The 21,426-nt window shown below is 35.7% G+C and carries 24 protein-coding genes and 1 pseudogene; 8 read left to right on the top strand and 17 right to left on the bottom strand.

Annotated features, from left to right (window positions below):
• Positions 1-301: 301 nt before the first annotated feature.
• From AC0OM3_RS02860 to AC0OM3_RS02825, 8 genes are all read right to left on the bottom strand, one after another.
• On the bottom strand, positions 302-1,621 hold the full coding sequence (locus AC0OM3_RS02860) for a dihydrolipoamide acetyltransferase family protein (RefSeq protein WP_474211060.1): 1,320 nt from the start codon (positions 1,619-1,621) through the stop codon (positions 302-304).
• A 15-nt stretch (positions 1,622-1,636) separates the two neighbouring features.
• Positions 1,637-2,620, bottom strand: coding sequence for a 3-methyl-2-oxobutanoate dehydrogenase subunit beta (gene bfmBAB, locus AC0OM3_RS02855; protein ID WP_000290071.1), 984 nt, complete (start codon positions 2,618-2,620; stop codon positions 1,637-1,639).
• 13 nt (positions 2,621-2,633) lie between these two features.
• On the bottom strand, positions 2,634-3,635 hold the full coding sequence (bfmBAA, locus tag AC0OM3_RS02850) for a 3-methyl-2-oxobutanoate dehydrogenase subunit alpha (protein WP_227899608.1): 1,002 nt from the start codon (positions 3,633-3,635) through the stop codon (positions 2,634-2,636).
• 27 nt (positions 3,636-3,662) lie between these two features.
• A complete protein-coding gene (gene lpdA, locus AC0OM3_RS02845; protein WP_001051289.1) occupies positions 3,663-5,084 on the bottom strand; it encodes a dihydrolipoyl dehydrogenase in 1,422 nt (473 codons plus the stop codon).
• Between the two features lie 4 nt (positions 5,085-5,088).
• Positions 5,089-6,192, bottom strand: coding sequence for a butyrate kinase (buk, locus tag AC0OM3_RS02840; RefSeq protein ID WP_000115780.1), 1,104 nt, complete (start codon positions 6,190-6,192; stop codon positions 5,089-5,091).
• A gap of 87 nt (positions 6,193-6,279) precedes the next feature.
• The gene (locus AC0OM3_RS02835; protein ID WP_000171357.1) at positions 6,280-7,380 is read right to left on the bottom strand and encodes a leucine dehydrogenase; all 1,101 of its coding nucleotides are present in this window, start codon (positions 7,378-7,380) and stop codon (positions 6,280-6,282) included.
• Between the two features lie 34 nt (positions 7,381-7,414).
• Positions 7,415-8,311, bottom strand: coding sequence for a phosphate butyryltransferase (gene yqiS / locus AC0OM3_RS02830; RefSeq protein ID WP_000764680.1), 897 nt, complete (start codon positions 8,309-8,311; stop codon positions 7,415-7,417).
• 195 nt (positions 8,312-8,506) lie between these two features.
• Entirely contained in the window at positions 8,507-10,579 is a 2,073-nt protein-coding gene (locus AC0OM3_RS02825) for a sigma-54 interaction domain-containing protein (protein ID WP_000810969.1), read from the bottom strand.
• A gap of 136 nt (positions 10,580-10,715) precedes the next feature.
• On the opposite strand from AC0OM3_RS02825, the gene AC0OM3_RS02820 reads away from it, so the two are divergent.
• Positions 10,716-10,949, top strand: a complete 234-nt coding sequence (locus tag AC0OM3_RS02820) for a DUF2627 domain-containing protein (RefSeq protein ID WP_001190210.1) — start codon at positions 10,716-10,718, stop codon at positions 10,947-10,949.
• A gap of 49 nt (positions 10,950-10,998) precedes the next feature.
• On the opposite strand, the gene AC0OM3_RS02815 is transcribed toward AC0OM3_RS02820, so the two are convergent.
• On the bottom strand, positions 10,999-11,727 hold the full coding sequence (locus AC0OM3_RS02815; protein ID WP_000172585.1) for a glycerophosphodiester phosphodiesterase: 729 nt from the start codon (positions 11,725-11,727) through the stop codon (positions 10,999-11,001).
• Between the two features lie 50 nt (positions 11,728-11,777).
• On the opposite strand from AC0OM3_RS02815, the gene AC0OM3_RS02810 reads away from it, so the two are divergent.
• On the top strand, positions 11,778-11,924 hold the full coding sequence (locus tag AC0OM3_RS02810) for a YycC family protein (protein ID WP_000803575.1): 147 nt from the start codon (positions 11,778-11,780) through the stop codon (positions 11,922-11,924).
• A 240-nt stretch (positions 11,925-12,164) separates the two neighbouring features.
• Here the strand turns inward: AC0OM3_RS02810 and AC0OM3_RS02805 are convergent.
• The 4 genes and pseudogenes from AC0OM3_RS02805 to AC0OM3_RS02790 form a co-directional block, all read right to left on the bottom strand.
• Positions 12,165-12,720, bottom strand: a pseudogene (locus AC0OM3_RS02805) (PRK06770 family protein).
• 623 nt (positions 12,721-13,343) lie between these two features.
• Positions 13,344-13,616, bottom strand: coding sequence for a hypothetical protein (locus AC0OM3_RS02800; RefSeq protein ID WP_474211059.1), 273 nt, complete (start codon positions 13,614-13,616; stop codon positions 13,344-13,346).
• A gap of 158 nt (positions 13,617-13,774) precedes the next feature.
• Positions 13,775-14,083 carry a hypothetical protein gene (locus AC0OM3_RS02795; RefSeq protein WP_446025970.1) on the bottom strand — a complete coding sequence of 103 codons (309 nt, stop codon included), beginning with the start codon at positions 14,081-14,083 and terminating at the stop codon, positions 13,775-13,777.
• Between the two features lie 170 nt (positions 14,084-14,253).
• Positions 14,254-14,613, bottom strand: coding sequence for a hypothetical protein (locus tag AC0OM3_RS02790; protein ID WP_446025971.1), 360 nt, complete (start codon positions 14,611-14,613; stop codon positions 14,254-14,256).
• A gap of 306 nt (positions 14,614-14,919) precedes the next feature.
• On the opposite strand from AC0OM3_RS02790, the gene AC0OM3_RS02785 reads away from it, so the two are divergent.
• Positions 14,920-15,291 (top strand): hypothetical protein, encoded by a 372-nt coding sequence (locus tag AC0OM3_RS02785; RefSeq protein ID WP_474211058.1) that lies wholly within the window; start codon positions 14,920-14,922, stop codon positions 15,289-15,291.
• A 32-nt stretch (positions 15,292-15,323) separates the two neighbouring features.
• On the opposite strand, the gene AC0OM3_RS02780 is transcribed toward AC0OM3_RS02785, so the two are convergent.
• The 3 genes from AC0OM3_RS02780 to AC0OM3_RS02770 form a co-directional block, all read right to left on the bottom strand.
• Positions 15,324-15,800, bottom strand: coding sequence for a hypothetical protein (locus tag AC0OM3_RS02780; RefSeq protein ID WP_474211057.1), 477 nt, complete (start codon positions 15,798-15,800; stop codon positions 15,324-15,326).
• 257 nt (positions 15,801-16,057) lie between these two features.
• Positions 16,058-16,270 carry a hypothetical protein gene (locus tag AC0OM3_RS02775; RefSeq protein WP_446025975.1) on the bottom strand — a complete coding sequence of 71 codons (213 nt, stop codon included), beginning with the start codon at positions 16,268-16,270 and terminating at the stop codon, positions 16,058-16,060.
• Between the two features lie 160 nt (positions 16,271-16,430).
• Positions 16,431-16,676: a hypothetical protein gene (locus AC0OM3_RS02770; protein WP_220778856.1), complete on the bottom strand. Its 246-nt coding sequence runs from the start codon at positions 16,674-16,676 to the stop codon at positions 16,431-16,433.
• Positions 16,677-16,932: 256 nt separating this feature from the next.
• On the opposite strand from AC0OM3_RS02770, the gene AC0OM3_RS02765 reads away from it, so the two are divergent.
• The 5 genes from AC0OM3_RS02765 to AC0OM3_RS02745 all read left to right on the top strand — a co-directional run bounded on the left by AC0OM3_RS02765 (position 16,933) and on the right by AC0OM3_RS02745 (position 20,829).
• On the top strand, positions 16,933-18,681 hold the full coding sequence (locus AC0OM3_RS02765) for a DEAD/DEAH box helicase family protein (protein ID WP_474211056.1): 1,749 nt from the start codon (positions 16,933-16,935) through the stop codon (positions 18,679-18,681).
• 110 nt (positions 18,682-18,791) lie between these two features.
• Positions 18,792-19,463, top strand: coding sequence for a hypothetical protein (locus AC0OM3_RS02760; protein WP_474211055.1), 672 nt, complete (start codon positions 18,792-18,794; stop codon positions 19,461-19,463).
• Positions 19,464-19,559: 96 nt separating this feature from the next.
• Complete coding sequence (locus tag AC0OM3_RS02755; protein WP_474211054.1) at positions 19,560-19,706, top strand: hypothetical protein; 147 nt, start codon at positions 19,560-19,562, stop codon at positions 19,704-19,706.
• A gap of 110 nt (positions 19,707-19,816) precedes the next feature.
• A complete protein-coding gene (locus AC0OM3_RS02750; RefSeq protein WP_474211053.1) occupies positions 19,817-20,197 on the top strand; it encodes an HNH endonuclease in 381 nt (126 codons plus the stop codon).
• A gap of 176 nt (positions 20,198-20,373) precedes the next feature.
• On the top strand, positions 20,374-20,829 hold the full coding sequence (locus tag AC0OM3_RS02745) for a hypothetical protein (RefSeq protein ID WP_474211052.1): 456 nt from the start codon (positions 20,374-20,376) through the stop codon (positions 20,827-20,829).
• 195 nt (positions 20,830-21,024) lie between these two features.
• Here AC0OM3_RS02745 and AC0OM3_RS02740 read toward each other — a convergent pair whose 3' ends face one another.
• On the bottom strand, positions 21,025-21,423 hold the full coding sequence (locus AC0OM3_RS02740; RefSeq protein ID WP_474211051.1) for a winged helix-turn-helix domain-containing protein: 399 nt from the start codon (positions 21,421-21,423) through the stop codon (positions 21,025-21,027).
• Positions 21,424-21,426: the final 3 nt, after the last annotated feature.

Below are 21,426 nucleotides of genomic sequence, written 5' to 3'. Positions count from 1 at the left end.
AGGAGTCAACATTCTTCATGTTTTGACGACTGATTACACATTATCTATAAAACACTTATATAGAATAACTCTCTTTTTCATACAATACAATATATTATACTACAGTTTCGTCAGTAAGATTTGCCAAAAAAATTATTCTTTTCTTATTTTATATCCATATACCATATATCAGCAATGTATTTTCGTAAATTCCTAATACATAATCGTTTATTGTAAGATTACTGGGAAAGATATTTATACATATAGTAGGATGTAGATGAAGAAATAAGATAATAAAAAGCTCGCATAAGCGAGCTTTTTATTAATATACAGATGTATTATTTTCTGACATGTTTTCTAAAATTTCTTTAACACGTCCTAAGAACTTACCACAAATTAAACCATCAAGTACTCGGTGATCAAGTGATAAACATAAGTTAACCATGTCACGGGCACCGAACATACCGTTATCCATAATTACTGGGCGTTTTACAATTGATTCAACTTGTAAAATAGCCGCTTGTGGGTAATTAATAATACCCATAGATTGAACAGAACCGAATGATCCTGTGTTATTAATTGTAAATGTTCCGCCTTGCATTTCGTCCGCTTTTAACGATTTCGTACGTACTTTTCCTGCAAGTTCTGTAATTTCACGAGCGATGCCTTTAATTGTTTTCTCGTCCGCTTGCTTAATTACTGGTACAAATAGTTCTTCCTCTGTTGCAACAGCGATAGAAAGGTTAATATCTTTCTTCTGAACAATTTTATCGCCAGCCCACATTGAATTAATTTGAGGATACTCTTTTAACGCTTGTGCTACTGCTTTTACGAAGAAAGCAAAGAACGTTAAGTTAAAGCCTTCACGCTTCTTAAAGTCACCTTTAATTGAGTTACGGTATGACACAAGGTTTGTCACATCTACTTCAATCATCATCCAAGCATGTGGTGCTTCGTGTTTACTACGTAACATGTTTGCTGCGATTGCTTTACGCACACCTGTTACTGGAATTTCGATATCTCCAGGCATTGTAGGTACAGAAACTGGTTTCGCAGCTTCTACTTTTTGCGCTACTGGTGCTGCTTTTGATGCTTCTGGGCGAGCTTCTACTACTGCCGCTACAGCTTCCTCTTTCTTCGCCGCACCTGCTTGCGGAATATTTCCAGATTCCACTAGCTTTAAAATATCTTTACGAGTGATACGGCCGTTTGCTCCCGTACCTTCTACTAGATCTAAATCAACGTTATGCTCACCCGCAAGTTTTAACACAGCTGGTGAAAAACGTGGTTTTCCATCAGTTGGTTGTTTTACTTTCGGTGCTTTTTCAGACGTAGCTACTTCCGCCTTTGGTTCTTCTTTTGTTTTTTCCTCAACAGCTGTTGCTGCTACTTCATCTGCGCCTTCTACTTGAATCACACAAACTACTTCACCTACAGCTAACGTATCACCTTCACCAGCGATTAACTCTTTCACAATCCCCGTGAAAGAAGATGGTACTTCAGCATTTACTTTATCAGTCATTACTTCTGCAAGCGGATCATACTTGTTTACGTGATCGCCAACATTAACGAGCCATTTACTAATTGTGCCCTCTGTAACGCTCTCCCCGAGCTGAGGCATTGTAATATTTTCTACAGCCATGTATAGTCCCCCCGATTAAAATTCCGCAAGTTCACGCATTGCTTTTTCAACTTTATCTGGATTTACCATAAAGAATTTTTCCATTGTTGGTGCATATGGCATTGCTGGAACGTCTGGACCTGCAAGACGTGCGATTGGCGCATCTAAATCAAATAGACAGTTTTCAGCAATAATTGCTGCCACTTCACTCATAATGCTTCCTTCTTTATTGTCTTCTGTTACAAGAAGAACTTTACCTGTTTTAGAAGCTGCTTCAATGATTGCTTCTTTATCTAATGGATATACAGTACGTAAATCAAGAATGTGTGCAGAGATGCCATCTTGTGCTAACTTTTCAGCCGCTTGAAGAGCAAAATGAACACATAATCCGTACGTGATAACTGTAATATCATCACCTTCACGTTTTACATCTGCTTTTCCGATTGGTAATACGTAGTCATCCTCCGGCACTTCACCTTTAATTAAACGATATGCACGTTTATGTTCGAAGAATAATACTGGATCTTCATCACGAATGGCTGCTTTTAATAAGCCTTTTGCATCATATGGTGTAGAAGGGATAACGATTTTTAAACCTGGTTGGTTTGCAAACATCGCTTCTACAGATTGTGAATGATACAATGCACCGTGAACACCCCCGCCAAATGGTGCACGGATTGTAACTGGACAAGTCCAATCATTATTAGAACGATAACGAATTTTTGCTGCCTCAGAAACAATTTGGTTTACTGCTGGCATGATGAAATCAGCAAACTGCATTTCAGCGATTGGACGCATACCATACATTGCCGCACCAATTGCTACCCCAGCAATTGCAGATTCTGCAAGCGGTGCATCAAGCGCACGATCTTCACCAAATTGATCATACAAACCGTGTGTCGCTTTAAACACGCCACCTTTTTTACCAACATCTTCTCCTAAAACGAATACTTTCTCATCGCGTTCCATTTCTTCGCGCATTGCTAATGTAATAGCATCGATATAAGACATTACAGCCATGAAACGTTCCCCCCTATTCTGCGTATACGTGCTTCAATGCATCTTCAGGTGCTGCATACGGAGCATTTTCTGCATATTCTGTTGCTTCATTTACGATATGCATAATTTCGTCTAACATTTGTTTTTCGGATTCCTCAGTTAACACACCAGCTTCTTTTAAATAAGCTGCGAATGTTATAATTGAATCTTTTTTCTTTGCTTCTTCTACTTCTTCTTTATCACGATAAACACGATCATCATCGTCACTAGAATGTGCTGTTAAACGATATGATACTGTTTCAATTAAAGTTGGTCCTTCACCACGACGACCGCGATCTGCTGCTTCTTTTACAGCTTTATATACTGCAAGCGGATCGTTTCCGTCTATTGTATATCCAGGCATACCGTAACCAATCGCACGATCTGATACGTTTTTACATGCTAATTGTTTTTCAACTGGAATAGAGATTGCATATTTATTATTTTCACACATAAAAATAACAGGTAGTTTGTGTACACCAGCAAAGTTTGCCCCTTCATGGAAGTCGCCTTGGTTTGAAGAACCTTCTCCAAATGTAACGAACGTTACTAAATCTTTCTTCTCCATTTTTCCAGCTAGTGCAATACCAACTGCATGTGGTACTTGCGTTGTTACTGGAGATGAACCTGTAACAATACGATTTTTCTTTTGACCAAAGTGACCAGGCATTTGACGACCACCAGAGTTTGGATCTCCAACTTTCGCGAAAGCTGACAACATAAGCTCTTTAGCTGTCATACCAAATGCTAGTACAACACCCATATCACGGTAGTATGGTAATGCATAATCTTTCTCTCTATCAAGAGCGAACGCCGCTCCAACTTGTGCAGCCTCTTGTCCTTGACAAGAAATTACGAATGGAATTTTACCAGCGCGGTTTAATAACCACATACGTTCGTCGATTTTACGTGCAAGTAACATCGTACGGAACATTTCTAATACTTGCTCATCACTTAAGCCAAGCTCTTCATGGCGCTTTTCTTTTACTTCTGCCATTTTTCATAACCTCCTAAATCCACATTTTTATGCGTGTAACGCTCTTCCATCTACAGCAAGTGCTGCTTCACCAATCGCCTCAGATAATGATGGATGCGGATGAATTGTATGTGCTACTTCCCAAGGTGTTGCATCAAGTACTCTTGCAAGACCAGCTTCAGAAATCATATCTGTTACATGCGGTCCGATCATATGAACACCAAGAATGTCATTTGTCTCTTCATCAACTACAAGTTTTACGAAACCATCTGATTCTCCGTATACAAGTGCTTTTCCGATTGCGCGGAATGAGAACTTACCTACTTTTAACTTATAGCCTTTTTCTTTCGCTTCTTGTTCTGTTAAACCGACAGAAGCAACTTCTGGACTGCTATATACGCATTTTGATACCATAGAGTAATCAATTGGTGTAACTTCTTTCCCTGCAATATGTTCTACTGCAGCAATTCCTTCATGAGAAGCAACGTGAGCAAGTTGCAGGCCACCGATTACATCTCCAATTGCGTAAATATGTGATTCTTTCGTTTGATAAAACTCATTTGTTTGAATGTATCCTTTTTCCACAACGATATCTGTGTTCTCTAAGCCAATATTTTGCGTATTCGCTTGTCTTCCTACAGATACAAGCATTTTTTCTGCTTTAAATTCTTTATTTTCACCGTTGTGTTCAGCTTGGATTGTTACTCCATTATCTTTTACCAATGTTTCTGGTAATACTTTTGCACCAGTTACTACTTTAATACCTTTTTTCTTAAATAGACGTTGCATTTCTTTTGAGACGTCTTGATCTTCTAGTGGTAATATCGTTTTCGCATACTCTAATACTGTAACTTCTACACCGAAGTCAGCAAGCATAGATGCCCACTCAATACCGATTACACCGCCACCAACAATAATAATCGAACTAGGAAGCGTTTCCATTTTTAGAGCATGATCTGAAGACATTACGTACTCTCCGTCTAATTCTAAACCTGGTAATGAATTTGGACGAGAACCTGTTGCAATAAGTACATTTTTTGGAATTAACATTTCATTCTCTTCTCCACTTGCAAGTTCAACTGAAATTGTCCCTGGCATCGGAGAGAAAATAGATGGGCCAAGAATACGGCCAATACCTTCAAACACATCAATTTTACCTTGTTTCATTAAGTGTTGAACGCCTTTATGAAGCTGCGTTACAATCTTCTCTTTACGCTCTTGTACTTTCGCAAAGTTTAGTTCTACATTGCTTGCAATAACTCCGAACTCTTCGCTTTTTTTAGCAGTTGCATATACTTCCGCACTACGTAAAAGAGCTTTACTAGGGATACATCCTTTGTGTAAACAAGTACCACCAAGATTTTCTTTTTCGACTAGTGCAGTTTTTAACCCTAGTTGTGATGCACGAATTGCAGCAACATATCCACCAGTACCGCCGCCAACGATGACTAAATCATATTCTTTTGCCATTATCTCAACCCCTAGCTACCGTTTCTTTTTCACGTACAACGTATTCTTTTGGAGCTTCTTCTTCACGTAATACACGAAGTGCTCCTTCTGCTAACGCTTCTAACTCATCTTCGCCTGGATGTACAATAACATCTGCAATCCAGTCCACTCGCTCTTTTATTTCATCGACAAGAATTTTACTGTATGCCAGTCCACCAGTTAATACGATTGCATCGATTTTCCCGTGAAGTACAGCGCTAGCTCCGCCAATCTCTTTTGCAACTTGATATGCCATTGCTTTATAAATAAGAGTTGCTTCAGGATCACCTTTTTCAACCATTTTCTCTACTTTAATCGCATCATTTGTACCGATTAAACTTACAAGTCCACCTTGTCCGACAAGCTTTTTAATCATTTCATCTCGGTAATACTCACCAGAGAAACACATTTCTACTAGTTGCCCTACTGGTACTGTACCAGCACGCTCTGGACTAAATGGTCCTTCTCCGTTTAAACCGTTATTCACATCGATTACTCTTCCTTTTTTATGAGCACCAACTGTAATACCACCGCCCATATGTGTAACTAATAAATTTAAATCCTCATATTTGTGGTTTAACTGTTCGGCTACTTTACGAGCAACTGCTTTTTGATTTAATGCATGGAAGATACTTTTACGTTCCATACCAGCAATACCACTTATACGAGCAACTGGCTCCATCTCATCTACAACGACAGGATCCACAATAAATGCAGGAATGTTTAATCCAGAAGCAATTTCATATGCTAAAATGCCTCCAAGGTTTGAAGCGTGATGTCCGCTAAACCCATTTTTTAAATCTTCTAACATCGCATCGTTTACTGTATACGTACCGCCTTCGATTGGACGAAGTAATCCACCACGTCCACAAACAGCGTTTAATTTTGAAATGTTAATACCATGAGAATGTAGAACTTCTAAAATCGTTTCTTTTCGAAACTCATATTGGTCGATAATTCGCTTGTATTTCCCAATCTGTTCTACGTCATGACGAATCGTTTCTTCTAAAACGGGTCTTTCATTATCAAAAACACCAATTTTTGTGGATGTACTACCTGGGTTAATAACAAGAATTCGATTTACAGACAATGTTGCTACCTCCACTAATAAATTCAAAAGGAAGCGGAAACCTCATAAGAGGTAACCACGCCTTTTGTAAAAGTTATATATGAATGATTAGCGACGGCTAATAATATCGTGACCGTTGCGTAAGTAAGTGCTACGAGAATTTTTCAAGCTTGCAATGCGCTCTTCAGCTAGACGATCTGCCGCTACATAAGTTGCTATGCCATCGCGTTTTGAAATTTCGATTACTTTTGCAATTGTGTCATAAATAGACTCAACACGTTTTAGTGCACGTTCTCTATTGTATCCATATAATTCGTCTGCTACGTTAATTACGCCACCTGCATTAATTACATAATCTGGTGCGTATACAATACCCATTTCATGAATGATGTCACCGTGACGATTTTCTTTTAATTGGTTATTTGCAGAACCTGCGATTACTTTTGCTTTAAGTTGTGGAATAGTTTCATCATTAACTGTTGCGCCTAATGCACATGGTGCGTAAATATCGCATTCAACACCGTAAATTTCATTTGGTTCAACTGCTGATGCACCGAATTCTTCTACAGCACGTTGTACAGCTTCTTTATTAATATCTGTAACGATTAATTTTGCTCCTTCAGCGTGTAAATGTTTGCATAGGTGATATGCTACGTTACCAACGCCTTGAACAGCAATTACTTTTCCTTCTAAATTGTCAGTACCGAAAGCTTCTTTTGCAGCTGCTTTCATACCACGGTAAACACCGTATGCAGTTACTGGAGATGGGTTACCAGAAGAACCGAATGATGGTGAGATACCTGTTACAAAGTCAGTTTCTTCATGGATAATATCCATATCATCTACTGTTGTACCAACATCTTCAGCTGTAATGTAACGTCCGTTTAGTCCTTGGATATAACGTCCTAGTGCACGGAACATTGCTTCGCTCTTATCTTTACGAGGATCACCGATAATTACTGTTTTCGCACCACCTAAGTTTAAACCAGCTGCTGCGTTTTTGTATGTCATCCCTTTTGCAAGACGCAATGCATCTTCAATCGCCGCTTCTTCAGAATCATATGTCCACATTCTTGTTCCACCAAGAGCCGGTCCAAGTGTTGTATCATGAATTGCAATAATTGCTTTTAAACCAGATTCTTTATCTTGACAAAATACTACTTGCTCATAATCATATTTTTCTAAGTATTCGAAGATTTCTAATGTCATTGTCGTTTCCCCCTAATGTTTTACCCTTTTTGGTTTATTTTGAAGCAGTCGCAACTGCCAATGCTAATGAATATACTTTTGTTTCTGCTGAATCAGCACGAGATGTTAAAACAATCGGTGCTTTTGCGCCAGCAATCATTGCTCCTACTTTTGCATCCGCAAAGTATACGAGTGATTTATATAGCACATTTCCAGCTTCAATCGTTGGGACGAGTAAAATATCTGCCTTACCTGCTACATCACTTACTATGCCTTTATGCTCTGCTGCAATTTGTGATACTGCATTATCTAAAGCAAGTGGTCCATCAACGATACAATCTTTAATTTGTCCGCGGCGATTCATTTGTGTTAACATCGCTGCATCAATTGTCGCCTGCATCGCTGGATTCACAACTTCTACTGCTGCGATTGGTGCCACTTTGGGCAAGTCGATTCCTATTGCCTGGGCAACTTCTACAGTATTTTGTATAATAGCAGCTTTTTGTGTTACGTCAGGTGCGATGTTCATCGCTGCATCTGTAACGAAAATAAGACGGTCGTAATTTTGAACTTCAAATGCTGCTACATGTGAAAGTACGCTACCTTTACGTAGGCCCCACTCTTTGTTTAACACAGCCTTCAAAATATTTGCTGTTGGGATGTTCCCCTTCATAAGCACATCTGCTTCACCATTTCTCACAGCTTTAACAGAAAGTTCTGCAGCTTCAGCACTAGACATTGCTGCAATCACTTCAACATGTTCTGAAGTTTGTAAACCATGTTCTTGTAGCATCCCCATTATTTTTTCTTGATTTCCATATAGACGAAATTGAGCTAGCTGTAATTTAATTGCTTTCGCTACAGCTTCAATTACTTCATGATCTTCAGCTACTGCTACAGCCACAGTTTTTTTAGGCTGTCCTGCTTGATCAATTAAGTATTCTAACTTCATATTTTGTAATCAACCCTTTCCGTCGTCCCTCGTCCATTTATAAAGCAAATACCGTGCCAACTTTTAAAAGTGGTCTTACCAATAATGAAAACGTATTCAAAATGCAGTAAAATCAATACTTTGGAAAATAACGAAAAATTCCGTCTTATCTTGTCGCTTTTTGTATACCATGCAATAAATTGCACGGTATGCAATTTATTGCGTGCTATTTTTTGCATGGTTATACTTTTCTAGCTTGTAATATAAATTTCGAACGGAAATTCCTAACGCTTTTGCAGTTTGTGTTTTATTCCCATCAAATCTCTCCAAATATTCATAAATAATATTCCCTTCAAACTCTGTCACTAAATGTTCAAGTGGCTTTTCTTCTAATTCAGGTAATAAATGAGATTGCTTTGACTCCACCTGCTCTTCGTTATGTAATGGCGGTAAATGGTGTACATCAATATAGGTCTCGTTATAATTCATAAAGATAATAGCTCTCCCCAAAATATTTTCAAGTTCCCTCACATTTCCTGGCCATTCGTATGATTGTAAATATAAAACGGCTGAATCAGTGAGCCCTTCTACATTACGACCGTAATCTTGATTAATTTTTTGAATCAACCTGTCCGCAATTGTCGGTATATCTCCTTTACGTTGACGAAGAGATGGAATTTGAATTGGGATTTTATTTAATCGATAATATAAATCCTCCCTAAACTTCCCTTCTAGAATAGCCTTTTCTAAATTCACATGTGTCGCTGCAATTACTCGAACATTAATAGGTATCGCTTTCGTTCCACCAACTTTTACAATTTCTTTTTCCTGCAATACACGAAGGAGTTTCGCTTGTGTATTTGCAGACAACTCCCCTATTTCATCTAAAAAAATACTACCGTTATTCGCTTCCTCAAAGAACCCACGTTTCCCGCCTCTTTTCGCTCCAGAAAACGCCCCTTCCTCATAACCAAATAATTCACTTTCTAACAACGTCTCCGAAATGGCCGCACAGTTTACACGGACGAACTTATTGTATTTTCGATTACTTCCATTATGGATTGCATGTGCAAACAATTCTTTACCAGTCCCAGATTCCCCGCGTAACAGTACTGTTGCTGGTGTATTCGCTCCTAGCTTCGCCTGTTCGATAGCTGCAGTTGTTTCATCTGAATTTCCGACAATATCATCAAATGAATATTTCGCTTCTAATGTGCGAATAATTTGCCTTGCTCTATTCAATTCATTTGTTAATTTTTGAATTTCCGACACGTCACGGATAACGCCGACGCTTCCTTTCAATATTCCATCCACAATAACTGGTGCTACGTTTACAATTACATCTCGCTTTTTTTGCCCAATCTTCATATGTATTCCGCGCACCGCACGACGCGTTCGAAGTACTTTCATATGCATACTTTCGCCTTCTACAATATCAGTTGTAGCAGGCTTCCCAATAATATCTTCTTCTGTTAAACCCGTTAATTTCGTATATGCCGGGTTAATGACTAAACCTCTTCCTTTTTCATCCACAACTGAAATCGCTTCTTCAGATGAGTTAATAATTGCCTCTAATAGTGTTTGAATTTCTTTTAAATCTGTAACTTCTTCCGCAAGATCTACAACTTCTGTTATATCTTTAAAAATTGCAAATGCCCCTTGCACCTCTCCGCCTTCTTTTAATATTGGAATACGCGTTGTAATAATTTTCTTTCCATTCTCTAATGTCAGTTCATAATTTACTTCTATTTGTTTCGTACGTATAATGCGAAGTAATTTACTAGTTGGAATGACTTCTAAAATATATTTTCCTATCGCCTCTTCTTTTTTATATCCGATAATACGCTCTGCACTTTTATTAAAAAGACGAACTTGTCCCTCTCGATCAATTACGATCATGCCGTCATGTGTAGAATTTAAAATTAATTCTCCTTGTTGCGTTTGTTCCTCTAACTGCCCAATTAGCCCTTCCTTCTCATGCGCTAATCCTGTAACAATTTTTGCGATATCACCTGGTATAAGAAGAGTGTCTTTTTTCTTTTTTTCCAATAAAACTTTATGTACATCATCTTCACCTGTCATATCAAATATTACATCAATATGCATAGAAAGAAATGGAGTTACACTTTCTCCAATTGCAATCCCGTATTCCTTAGCAATTTGTAATCCTTTTGCCAATGGATTTATATCAATAATCCCTATAATTTGAAATATATTCGAACTTTGTAACAGATTCAGCAGTGCGCTCCCGCCTTCACCTGCACCAACAATTAATACTTTTTGTTTCATATATTACACTTCCTCTCGAAGTAACTCTGCAAATTTTTTCACACCCTTATCTTACTCGTTCAGCACCCTCTTGACAAACCCCTTTCCGTATAACATCATTAAAATATACGAAATAATCTGAAAAGGAGTATTATGTATGCAGCGTTACGTTGCTCTACTATTAGCACTCATCCCTATTTCATTAGCTGTATTTGGTATAAAGTTAATGAGAGATACGGTATTCGGGATTCTATTTCCACCAATTTCTATACTGTGGTTACAATTTTTAATCGGCGCTCTCTGCTTCGCGCTCGGCTTTTATATCTTTGGTGGCTTCGTCTTGCACCGAGATCGCAAACGAAATAAAGTACAAGCTCGCTTTAGAAGATAGGAATGCCCCACTATTTATAAATAAAAAAATGAGACCGTTACACGCGGTCTCATTTTTTTATTGGCAATAACGTTCTTGCCGTTTCAGGGTAATCAGTAATAATCGCCGATATATTCATATCAAAATATTTACGCATAAGCGTTTCTTCATTAATTGTATAAGGGCGAACCTCTACACCACTTTCCATCGTTAGTTCGACAATAGCATCTTGAAGGTAACGATAATTCGGATGTACTGCTGTAGCCCCCATTTTTTTCGCGTATGCCCACGGACTATGCAAACCTTCGCGATATAAAATTGCTGTTTGAATATCAGGAGCCATCATATGGCACCGTTTCATACTGTAGTGATTAAACGAAGAAAATACAACACGATCCTCTAAACTAAATTTCCGTACAAGCGTTATAACTTCTTCCTCTAAACCTCTGTATGGAATTTTATTATTTTTAAGTTCAATATTAAGTAGCAAACTCGTTTGTTCAAGCCATTCTAATACCTCTTCTAAAAGTGGTATTTTACAAAAACCTACTTTATCACCAAATTTATAACTTGCATCTAACTTACATAAGTCCTCATATACATAATTCCGAACCGCACCTTTTCCATTTGTTGTCCGGTCCACCGTTTCATCATGAATGACGACAACTTTCCCATCTTTCGTTAATTGAACATCAAGTTCAATTCCATCCGCTCTAAAAGACTCAGCCGCTTCAAATGAAATCATTGTATTTTCTGGGTACGTTCCAGCCGCACCACGATGTGCAAATATAAGAGTCATCCTCACTCCCCCAATCTTATGCTATACTATACGAAAAAGGAGGTACTTCTATGAAACCATTACAAATTTCTCCAGACACTGCAGTCCGCTTATCAAAAGCACTAGGTGTTCCACTTGAACAACTCATGCATATGCCGCAGCACATTTTAATTCAAAAGCTAGTTGAATTAGAAAAACAAAATAAAGACGAAGAATAATACAGTCCTGTTTTGCAGGACTTTTTATTATTTTCTATTATATCATGGATGCCTTTCCTACTAAAATCCTTTAACAGATGTGCTACGATGCAATTTAGCCGTCCCTTCATCATTTAATAATGAATCACACCTTTTCTTTTTTGTTACATGTAATAAAGAAAGCAGACCATTTATTTATAAGTTCCCATTGCGTCCTAAAAACACGATCATAAAAAAACTAGAAGCCCTTTATATTATTTTTTATTGAACGTGCGGAGCATCCCCTGATTCGTACAATTCTTTCGCTTTTTCCTCCCCGAATGTAGTTAAAATATAATGTTGCTCTTCTAACGCATCCATTGCTCTAGTTGCTTTACAAATGCTATCTTCTTGAGCATCCGACAAATAACTGTGATCTTCTACAATTTTACTAAAATCCTTTTGTACCCATCTATTAGCAATTGCTAATAGCTCATTTTTCTTCGCAAAGCTATTCTTATTTATAATTTCTTTTAATTTTTTAGCATTATTTTGAATAATTGGGATAGAGCCCGATTTTCGTCCTGCCACCACTTTTTGATGAGTCATGCGATGCATTGCTGTAATGACTTCTCTTTCAGTAGAATTTTCAGTAACATACACATCAACAAAGACTCCATCTATCTACTATTGTTTGGTCTTCTTTTTTATCTATTTGAGCACTCTCTTCTTTATCTACTGGATTATGGGCAAGTTCTAACATTCCAAATGTAACTGCAATAGCAAGAACTCCCATAGCTGCTACTATTCCTAGCCAAGTTGAAATTTTATTTTTCATTCCCCTTCTCCCTATCTATATCTATTTAATTGCCTTATAAAAAACTCACTTACATGTAATATTACTAAAAGTAGGTTTTATTTTCCATGATATCAAATAGTCTCTTTTTCTCAACAAAATAAAAAGACCAACGAATTATAACATTCATTGGTCTTTCATTAAAAAGTTTATTGATTTTAAAATTACTATTGAGCATAGAGTTCCAGCATGCATCGGTTTTACTAAAACGAAAACCCTTTGGTACTTCTACTCTCAGCTAGCTTTATGTTCAAGTCTCAACTTATCCGCAACCATTGCGATAAACTCGGAGGACATGGGGTTGTTCCGCTCGTTTTATATGGTAAAAACGCATAAACAATACGTTTTCAAATTCAATATTTTAATACATACCCTTTTAGTTTATTGGCATGTGTTCATTAATTTGTTTCGTTGCACACATTATATCATCACTTTAGTTTGTGAAACAAGAAGCAGTTTCCAAAATTTGAACTTCAAAATGAAAACAACAAAAAAACGGACGTTCAGATTCGTCCGTTTCGCATTTTAATTTTATTTTAATGTCATTTATCGTTATTTTGATAAAACGTAATATACGTCAATTTAGGGCGTTTGATGACATACAGTTATTCTCCACCCATAATCGTTTGGATTATTTCTTTAATATCCCATGTAGTACTGTTTCCCCAATGGGTGCTAAAGCCTTTTTTATGACATGTGATTGATGTCATTGAAATTGTTTTATCGTACACATAGATGGAGCAAATCAATTCACCATTTTCATCTACGCTTTCTTCGTATTCAATATCATTAATTTTGCCTTTCAGTGCTCGTTTCATTTCTTCAAAATTCATTCGCACCAATCTTTTTAAATCTTCACCATCAATAATATAAGCCATCTTGCATTCCTCCAGTGGATTAATTTTTCATTATGTAATTGGAGGCATTATGTAATTTGTCGAATATTGTCATAATCAACATGTAATTCTATAGTATCAACAAATGTAAACACTGTAAAGATAAAAAACGCCCGTATTTCTACGGACGATTATGTATGTTAGAAATCAGGTGTGTTGAATACTTCCGCCACCGAATCAATATATTGTTGAAATCCTTTATCGTATACTGGTTTGAAATTCACATAAAGATACCCTTCTTTTGTAACATGAATTTCTGGGTCAAATGCGATTAAATCAAATACCAAACCTTCAGCAGTTAAGTAATTTACTATGATTGCATCACCGTCAATTAAAAATGATGGCTCAAATTTTTCAGCATTCTCATCTAAATGTTGAATTAACATTCCCGCAAAATTTTCTACTACTTCTTCCACTGTTTTTTCGTTTGTTAAATATAAAATTGTCATTTTAAATATCTCCATTTCGTTTTTGTTTTTCATTACACGACTATTATATTGATTGGTTCAGTTTTGTAAGGTAGCGAAATGAACTTTTTATTTTCATGTCGTAAATTGCGATGAACTTGTGAACAAAAAGAAAACCACCAACTCCAATAAGTCAGTGGTATATTTATAGGTTAATTTAATTTTAATCCCAAGTGATGTGCAAAATGTAATGACTTGATACAATCAACAATTAATCGAGGGGTTTTACTTTCAGCAACTTTTACAACTTCAATCTTTTCGCCTTCCTCGGTATATTTCCCTAATCGCAACGTGAAGGAATCAGCAGTTGCACGCAAAGTTAAAGTGTTGTTCCACCCAAAGAAATCATCTTCGTCCATAAGAATTACTGGTGACGTTACATCATCATACACAAAACGATATTTAATACCTTCCGATTGTAATAACCAAATGATTACTTCATAGTGTTCCAATTGTTTTTCGTAATACCATTTTGTCATGTCCTTAAAATATTCATATGTTTTATTTTTCATTATTCCGTTCTCCCTTTTTTGATTTAACCACTATACTATTATATTGATATTTAGCGATTTGTAAGGATAAATGACGGAATTTTTAAATTTTTTCAAAGTCAACTTTCTTCATATTACAAGAAAACGAATGACTTTTTTTATAAAATATGGTAATAATTAGCTATATTGTGTTAGGGGTGATATGTATGTTATCTGAGATAAATTATGAATGTATGACTTTCGCTGAAAGATTGGAACATTACAGCCGTTTAATGAAAGCTTTTAAGGATAAAAAAGATATAAGGACAAAAAACTTTGTTGGTGATATTGGCGAAACTGTGGCGATTGACTATTATAACAACACACCTTCATTACAATTTACGTTTTGTCGAAATTGGCGCTAAGGACATCGACGCTATTAGTGATACCAATGAGCGATATAGTATAAAAACATCAAGTGGAAGTGCTACGGGAGTATTTAAAGGATTGAACCCGCCAAATTCCAATTTGCCCGAAGAAAAGAAATTTGAATATGCAATTGTAGTACTCTTCAATGATAATATGAAGCTGAGAGCCATTTACGAATTTGATTGGCAATCGTTTTTAGAAATTAAATTGTGGAGTAATACACATAAGGCGTGGTATATAAATATAAGCGAAAAATCAAAGCGTAAATCCAAAATAATATACGAACGATAACATACATAAAAATAAAAAACACCGTATTATTGTTACGGTACTTTTTTAAAAGCTTTATCTTCAAATTTATTTAATTTTAACTTTTTCAGGATTGTCTGTTGAAATGCAATATTTAGGTCAACATCTTTTGTACCTATACAGTTAGATAATCCAATTAAAGAGCTACACACCACCATAATGTCCTTTTTCTTTGGGGCTCTGAATACTAAACGATAAAACCAATATGCTCCTTGTAAATTAAATGTAGCGGCTCTTAATTTTGTAGACATCCTCCTCAATTCATTGGATGTATCTTGATAGATTTTTTGTAAATCTTTATTCGAATTTTCAGTGAGTTCTAATGGATTAACAATTATATTTGTACGATAAATTAACCCATCATAAATTTCAGCAATAACCGTTTTATGTTCTTTCATTGGGTCAATAAAAAGCTTTTCAATAAACCTGCCTATTATAAATACAAAAACACCTGAGATTATTGTGATAAATGTTGGCATGAATGTTGTCATCATATGTCCCCCTTGTCTATCCATCATTTTACAAACGGTGACAATTTTCTGCAAGAAAAAAGATGTAAATATGGTTATTTACATCTTTTCATTTCATATCCTTTATCATTTCTAAACGTTATAGTCGATGTTCCTCACGTTCCTGTTCAATCCGTATAGTTTCATCGTCCTTATGAAATAAGTCGCCCCACACGGTCATAGCGAACATTAGCATCATTATTATGACCGAAACGAACAACAATATCGTTTTTATTCGTTCAAAATCTACTGTTTTTTTCGCCATGAATATATCTTTCATTCGGATATTTGTCTAAAGCTTGGTCTAACCTTTCATCATGTAGGAACATGTAACATTGCCATTCTGGTTTAATTCGATTACGTGTGGAGTATAGGAACTGGCAATCATTTTTCACAAGATATTGAAACAACGAATATTTGTATACAACCTTCACAGGTTCTTTTCTCTTCATTTGTATTTCCCCTCTCATTGGTAAAACCAACTCCGACAATTTGTCCGAGTTGGAATTTTGTATTTGCGACACTTTGTTGCAGTTGAAATCTAACATCGCCAGTAACGATGTTGAAGGTCATCTCAAATGACCTTGGGATTTAAGGTAATTTCAAATTACCTTAAGATTTAACACCTCTCAAGATGTCCTCAATCCGTTCAGCAGCCAACGAGTCGAACAATTTTATTACACGCAATAAATCACAACTCTGTGTTTCTTCAAGAATTTCCGCTAGTAATCTCGTATCATTTAACAGTCCTAGTTCTACGTAATGTTCCATAGTTGCAATCCCTAAGTATGTATCTTGATGTACATAAAACAGTGTCGTAAGTGCGCCAATTGCAGAGTGAACATTTTGTCTTTTCATTTTTTAACCAACCCCCTAATTTATTCCATTTTCTATATTATAATATATTTAGAATCATTCTTAAATAAGAATCGAAAAAAATTTCGTGGCTAAGTTTACATCGCAAAACTTCTCAATATAATAGCGGTGTTATGTAAAAACGACACGAAAAAATTTTAAACAACACGGACATTAAACGCCCAAGAGTTCGACAACTAGTATATAAGTGCTCGATTACTTGCCGTTTGATGTCCCATACACAGAAAGGATATTTGAAATGAAAAGAAATTACATTACAGATGTTATCACCAAAGAAGATGTAGAAAATATTTTACAACCAGGGTTCAGCCTAATCGCATCACCCACAGGAACAGGCAAATCAACATTCATCATCAACCAATTAATCAAACCTATGTTTGAAAATAAAAAATATGGTTTTGGTCATGGTAAGTATCATAATCATGCGAGTGCAAATTCATTATTACTATCTAATCGGACAGCAGTAAGAATTAAAACCGAGGACGATGTAATACAGCTTTGTAAGCAAATCGAAGCATACGATTCCAAAAGCGTTGATGTAAGCAGTTATCAAAAGGTATCAACAACTAAAGATACAATCATGGCAATCGACGAAGCGGACGTTATTATATGTGATGAATCGCATTATTTTATTTCAGATGCTTGGAATCTTACTACGGTATTAATCATGACAAAACTTATTGAAGTAGCGAAGATAAAGCCTGTCATTCTGTTTACTGCAACACCACAATTGATTCTTGAGCATTTCAAATTTAGAAACATTAAACCGAGTCCATTCTTGGATTACCGCAAAGAATTAGGATGGGCACACAGGATGAATTTTATTTGTTCCAACAAAGCATTAAAGGAAATCTTGAAAGACATTCCTGAAGATGAAAAATGGTTGGTATTTGTAGAAGATATGAAAGCACGTGGAATGATGGCAAATTTATGTGAAGAATTAAAAGAAGAAGGATATGACGTAGAATACTATCATTCTATGTGGATTCAACCACGTGATGGTATATTCCGTGGTCTGAAAGATGAAGAGATGCAAGGAAAAATCGGATTACTGGTACAGGACAAGCGTTTCAAAACACAAGGAGCACTTGCAAATAAAGCGATTGATAATGGCATCGACTTAAAGGACAAGGATTTGAAACATATCATCCTTTTGAATCAATTCGACCATATTCAAATACAACAGATGATTGGTCGCAAACGCTTTGATGTAGACGACGAGAGTGACCGTTTAACAGTATGGTTCACGACGGAAAGCAAAGGGATTTTGAAAAGAACTTTAGGAAGATTAAACGATTCCATCGACATTTGTATGAAATACAAAAATTATCATGACAAAATGGTTGATAAGTTCCGAGAAACTACTAAATCAGATTTTGAGTTGAATGAAATCTCATACACTGAAGAGAAATTGGAAGATGTAACATTGGAAAAGGTGTACAAGATGTTCTTGGAACGCTATGAAGACGAGGAAATGTATGAAAGAATCGCAAAGTTAAAATTGAATCGTCATTACCTACAGAATGAGCATTATGTGGGGTTACTAATATTCCAAAGAAAGTACATTATTCCATTACTAATAGAGAATCATGTGGAAGAAAAAGATATAACAGGCAATTGGGAAATTGTTAAGAAAAAAGATATTGTACGCAACTATCAAATTCTCGTGCGAGAACTGTTCGACCGTCCATCTAAAATTGAATGGTCGAGTAGTTACGATAACAAAAAACAAGAGTTTACCAATCGTGTAGCAGATGAATTACAACCGTATTTGGAATCTCTCGAAGGTGTGCAACTTATGAATGAAACAAGACGAGAGTTTGAAGCGAAAATCAGTTATTACTTTGGTGCATCTAAGAAAAGCGACAGATTAGTAAGTTTAGCAAACATTAAGAAGTTCATACATGAGCATGGTTTTACAGTTGATGATACACGTAAAACGATTGATAAAAAGAAAGTAACAATCTGGACGATTGAAAAAATATAAATCACACAGGACACCAGACGGACAATAATTTACGACATATTAATAAGTTGATTGAATTACGTCCGTTTAATGTCCGTAACAAAACTATGAAAATCAAAGGAGAAATTACAATGATAAATTTAAAACACGGATTTGGCGAAGAAAAAGCGGTATTTGAAAACACATTAACAAAAGAGGAAACAAAATTATTGAATCCAATTAGAAACGTATATCAGGTATTAGGAACTCTAGCAAAATACCCACAATTATTATTACAACCGAGGATGACATTATGTGAAGATGATTTCGTACAAGATTTTCACAAGATGGTATTTGGCGCAATCAAGGACATCATCTGTAAGGACAATTCGATTAAACGATTAACGCATGTGGACATCGACAACCACCTATCGACGGATGATGAATTATATGAACTGTGGGAAGATTGTAACGGTATTTATTACATGCAAAATGCAATTGAGCACTCCACGAACGACACATTCAAAATACATTATCGTGAACTGAAGAAACATACGTTAATGAGACAGTTTGCTTGTGCCGATATTGATATACAAGGCGTATATGATTACATGCAAAACGATTTACGATTACTAATGCGAAGCACGAAACGTATGGAATCACTTACATTAGAAGAGTTAGAAAATGCTTTGATACCATTAGGAACAGGTAACAGTGATATGCAGCAGTTACTATCCGACCAACAACAGTCGATTGATTCACACATATCCATGTTAATAAAGCGCAAACAAGAGTTACAGTCGTTACAGGGAAAATTGAAATAGTTTCATATAATACATGGTCATCTCTTTCGTTTGTGTATGGTAGTTTATATATATTATATAGACACTATCGTAATACTAAATGAAGGAGGAACAATCATGTGTAAACAAGATGTTGTACAAGTCAACTTACGTTTACCTAAATGGTTAAAGTATGAACTGCAAAGCGAATCAAAATACATTAATACATCGTTACATGCGCATTTGATTAATATACTTGTGCAACGTGAAAACAAAAGTAAATAGAGTTTTGAATATTAATATTCAATAAATATTGTTGAGTGGTGTTTTTACAAATGCAATTAGATTTAAATATACTAATATTAATCTAAAGCAATTTTAAGGAGGATTATATTATGGGATTTAAGGTAAATAGAATATGTGGTTTTTGTGGACAATTGGTGAAAAGTAAAGCGAAATGTGTTTGTCAAACACACAGAGCTAAGCCCAAGTATGGGTATCATCCAAGTACCACAAGGAAATTTCAGAAGTTACGTAAGCAGATTATATTAAGAGATGATGGACATTGTGTGCGGTGTAGAATTAAATTTGGATTATTTATCACTAATAACTTACAATGCCATCATATCCAGTCCTGGCGTGATTATCCAGAATTAGCTTACGAAGAAAATAATTTGATTACATTGTGTAAACAATGCAATTTAGAATTAGGAAATAGAAATAAGTTAGATTTTGATTATGAAATTAAAAATATAAGTCCGTTTGTTGCTTTATAAAATAGCTTAATAGCCCCCTAGGTCCATTTTTAAAAAGACCTAGGAGATGAATGGACATAGCGGTAGTCCAAAACTAAAAAATTTTTCCCCAGCATTTAGAAATTTGAAGATGAAAGGAATCGGAAACTATGAGCACAGTTAAACCTGTACATTTAAGTAATAGAAAACTATCAAAAATGGCGAGGAGAATCAGAGAAGAAGAGGAAGCGAAAATTTTAGGAGTCGACGTACCAAAACCTAAGCCAGCTAAATATTTAGATGCCGAAGGAAAAAAAGAATTTGCTAAATTCGTTAAATATCATGAACATTTATCTGAAGCTGACTCTGAAGATTTGTCTCAACTTTGTCAGTATATCGTGCTTTATCGCAAAGCTGTAGAAACAACTCATGAATTAGATGTATTGTCAGATGAGTACGGGAAACACTTAACAAATTTATTGAAATTAGACAAGCTAATTCGTGGTTACATGGTGCAATTATGTTTAACTTATAAAGAACGGTTACGTTTGGCTAATGAGCTAACTAAATTAAGGATTGAAGAAGAAAAGTTGAAAGGTATAAACGGTCAAAAACAACAGCAGGCGAATAATCCATTATTAGATTTGTTGAAGGAAGTTGATGACATTGAATAGGTGTAACTGTAATTTTATAAGTTACACCTACTTTTTTTATTTTGGATAAGTTAATTTAAAAAGTGTATAAATATGATTAGTATCTTGAGGATTTATTTGATATTTTTTTGCGGATAGTACCAATCGCCACCAGGAGCTATATTTAGTTCTTTAAAAGCAAGTTCAACAATCGCATAAGGTGTATCTTCAATTTTTTCATAACTCTTTTCTAATACTGCTATTATTCGATTTACTAATAAACTTCTTTCCACTTCTTTTCAAAAACTCTACATACCCAGGATACTGTTCTAAATGTATATCTTCTATTTTAGAAAAGTTTCGCTTCAACAATTCGTTTCCTTCCGGAGTAATTCTAAATTTCCCACGTCCTAATGACTCAATTAAACCTGCCATATTTAAATGGGTTTTTGCCCAATACACTCGGTCATATATTTTAGTTCTGTTAGTTTGAGGAAGTAGTTCATGCCGTTCCTCTTTGGTTAATTGAAAATAATCTGCAAATCTCACTACACTTTCTTTCAACGTATGCACAATACCATCTTCAAGACTTTTTAATAATGGCAATCTTACATCTTGATGTTTTGGAATAACCATTTA

The sequence above is a fragment of the Bacillus sp. FAU20 genome, assembly GCF_056033865.1.
Note: the sequence above shows the minus strand (reverse complement) of the source record. Positions and strands in the feature narration are given on the sequence as shown.

Coding starts and splice junctions, on each gene's coding strand:
- AC0OM3_RS02860 (WP_474211060.1), bottom strand. CDS start 1,621: ATGGCTGTAGAAAATATTACAATGCCTCAGCTCGGGGAGAGCGTTACA.
- bfmBAB (WP_000290071.1), bottom strand. CDS start 2,620: ATGGCTGTAATGTCTTATATCGATGCTATTACATTAGCAATGCGCGAA.
- bfmBAA (WP_227899608.1), bottom strand. CDS start 3,635: ATGGCAGAAGTAAAAGAAAAGCGCCATGAAGAGCTTGGCTTAAGTGAT.
- lpdA (WP_001051289.1), bottom strand. CDS start 5,084: ATGGCAAAAGAATATGATTTAGTCATCGTTGGCGGCGGTACTGGTGGA.
- AC0OM3_RS02835 (WP_000171357.1), bottom strand. CDS start 7,380: ATGACATTAGAAATCTTCGAATACTTAGAAAAATATGATTATGAGCAA.
- yqiS (WP_000764680.1), bottom strand. CDS start 8,311: ATGAAGTTAGAATACTTAATTGATCAAGCAGGACAGCCTAAAAAAACT.
- AC0OM3_RS02825 (WP_000810969.1), bottom strand. CDS start 10,579: ATGAAACAAAAAGTATTAATTGTTGGTGCAGGTGAAGGCGGGAGCGCA.
- AC0OM3_RS02820 (WP_001190210.1), top strand. CDS start 10,716: ATGCAGCGTTACGTTGCTCTACTATTAGCACTCATCCCTATTTCATTA.
- AC0OM3_RS02815 (WP_000172585.1), bottom strand. CDS start 11,727: ATGACTCTTATATTTGCACATCGTGGTGCGGCTGGAACGTACCCAGAA.
- AC0OM3_RS02810 (WP_000803575.1), top strand. CDS start 11,778: ATGAAACCATTACAAATTTCTCCAGACACTGCAGTCCGCTTATCAAAA.
- AC0OM3_RS02800 (WP_474211059.1), bottom strand. CDS start 13,616: ATGGCTTATATTATTGATGGTGAAGATTTAAAAAGATTGGTGCGAATG.
- AC0OM3_RS02795 (WP_446025970.1), bottom strand. CDS start 14,083: ATGACAATTTTATATTTAACAAACGAAAAAACAGTGGAAGAAGTAGTA.
- AC0OM3_RS02790 (WP_446025971.1), bottom strand. CDS start 14,613: ATGAAAAATAAAACATATGAATATTTTAAGGACATGACAAAATGGTAT.
- AC0OM3_RS02780 (WP_474211057.1), bottom strand. CDS start 15,800: ATGACAACATTCATGCCAACATTTATCACAATAATCTCAGGTGTTTTT.
- AC0OM3_RS02775 (WP_446025975.1), bottom strand. CDS start 16,270: ATGAAGAGAAAAGAACCTGTGAAGGTTGTATACAAATATTCGTTGTTT.
- AC0OM3_RS02770 (WP_220778856.1), bottom strand. CDS start 16,676: ATGAAAAGACAAAATGTTCACTCTGCAATTGGCGCACTTACGACACTG.
- AC0OM3_RS02765 (WP_474211056.1), top strand. CDS start 16,933: ATGAAAAGAAATTACATTACAGATGTTATCACCAAAGAAGATGTAGAA.
- AC0OM3_RS02760 (WP_474211055.1), top strand. CDS start 18,792: ATGATAAATTTAAAACACGGATTTGGCGAAGAAAAAGCGGTATTTGAA.
- AC0OM3_RS02755 (WP_474211054.1), top strand. CDS start 19,560: ATGTGTAAACAAGATGTTGTACAAGTCAACTTACGTTTACCTAAATGG.
- AC0OM3_RS02750 (WP_474211053.1), top strand. CDS start 19,817: ATGGGATTTAAGGTAAATAGAATATGTGGTTTTTGTGGACAATTGGTG.
- AC0OM3_RS02745 (WP_474211052.1), top strand. CDS start 20,374: ATGGCGAGGAGAATCAGAGAAGAAGAGGAAGCGAAAATTTTAGGAGTC.
- AC0OM3_RS02740 (WP_474211051.1), bottom strand. CDS start 21,423: ATGGTTATTCCAAAACATCAAGATGTAAGATTGCCATTATTAAAAAGT.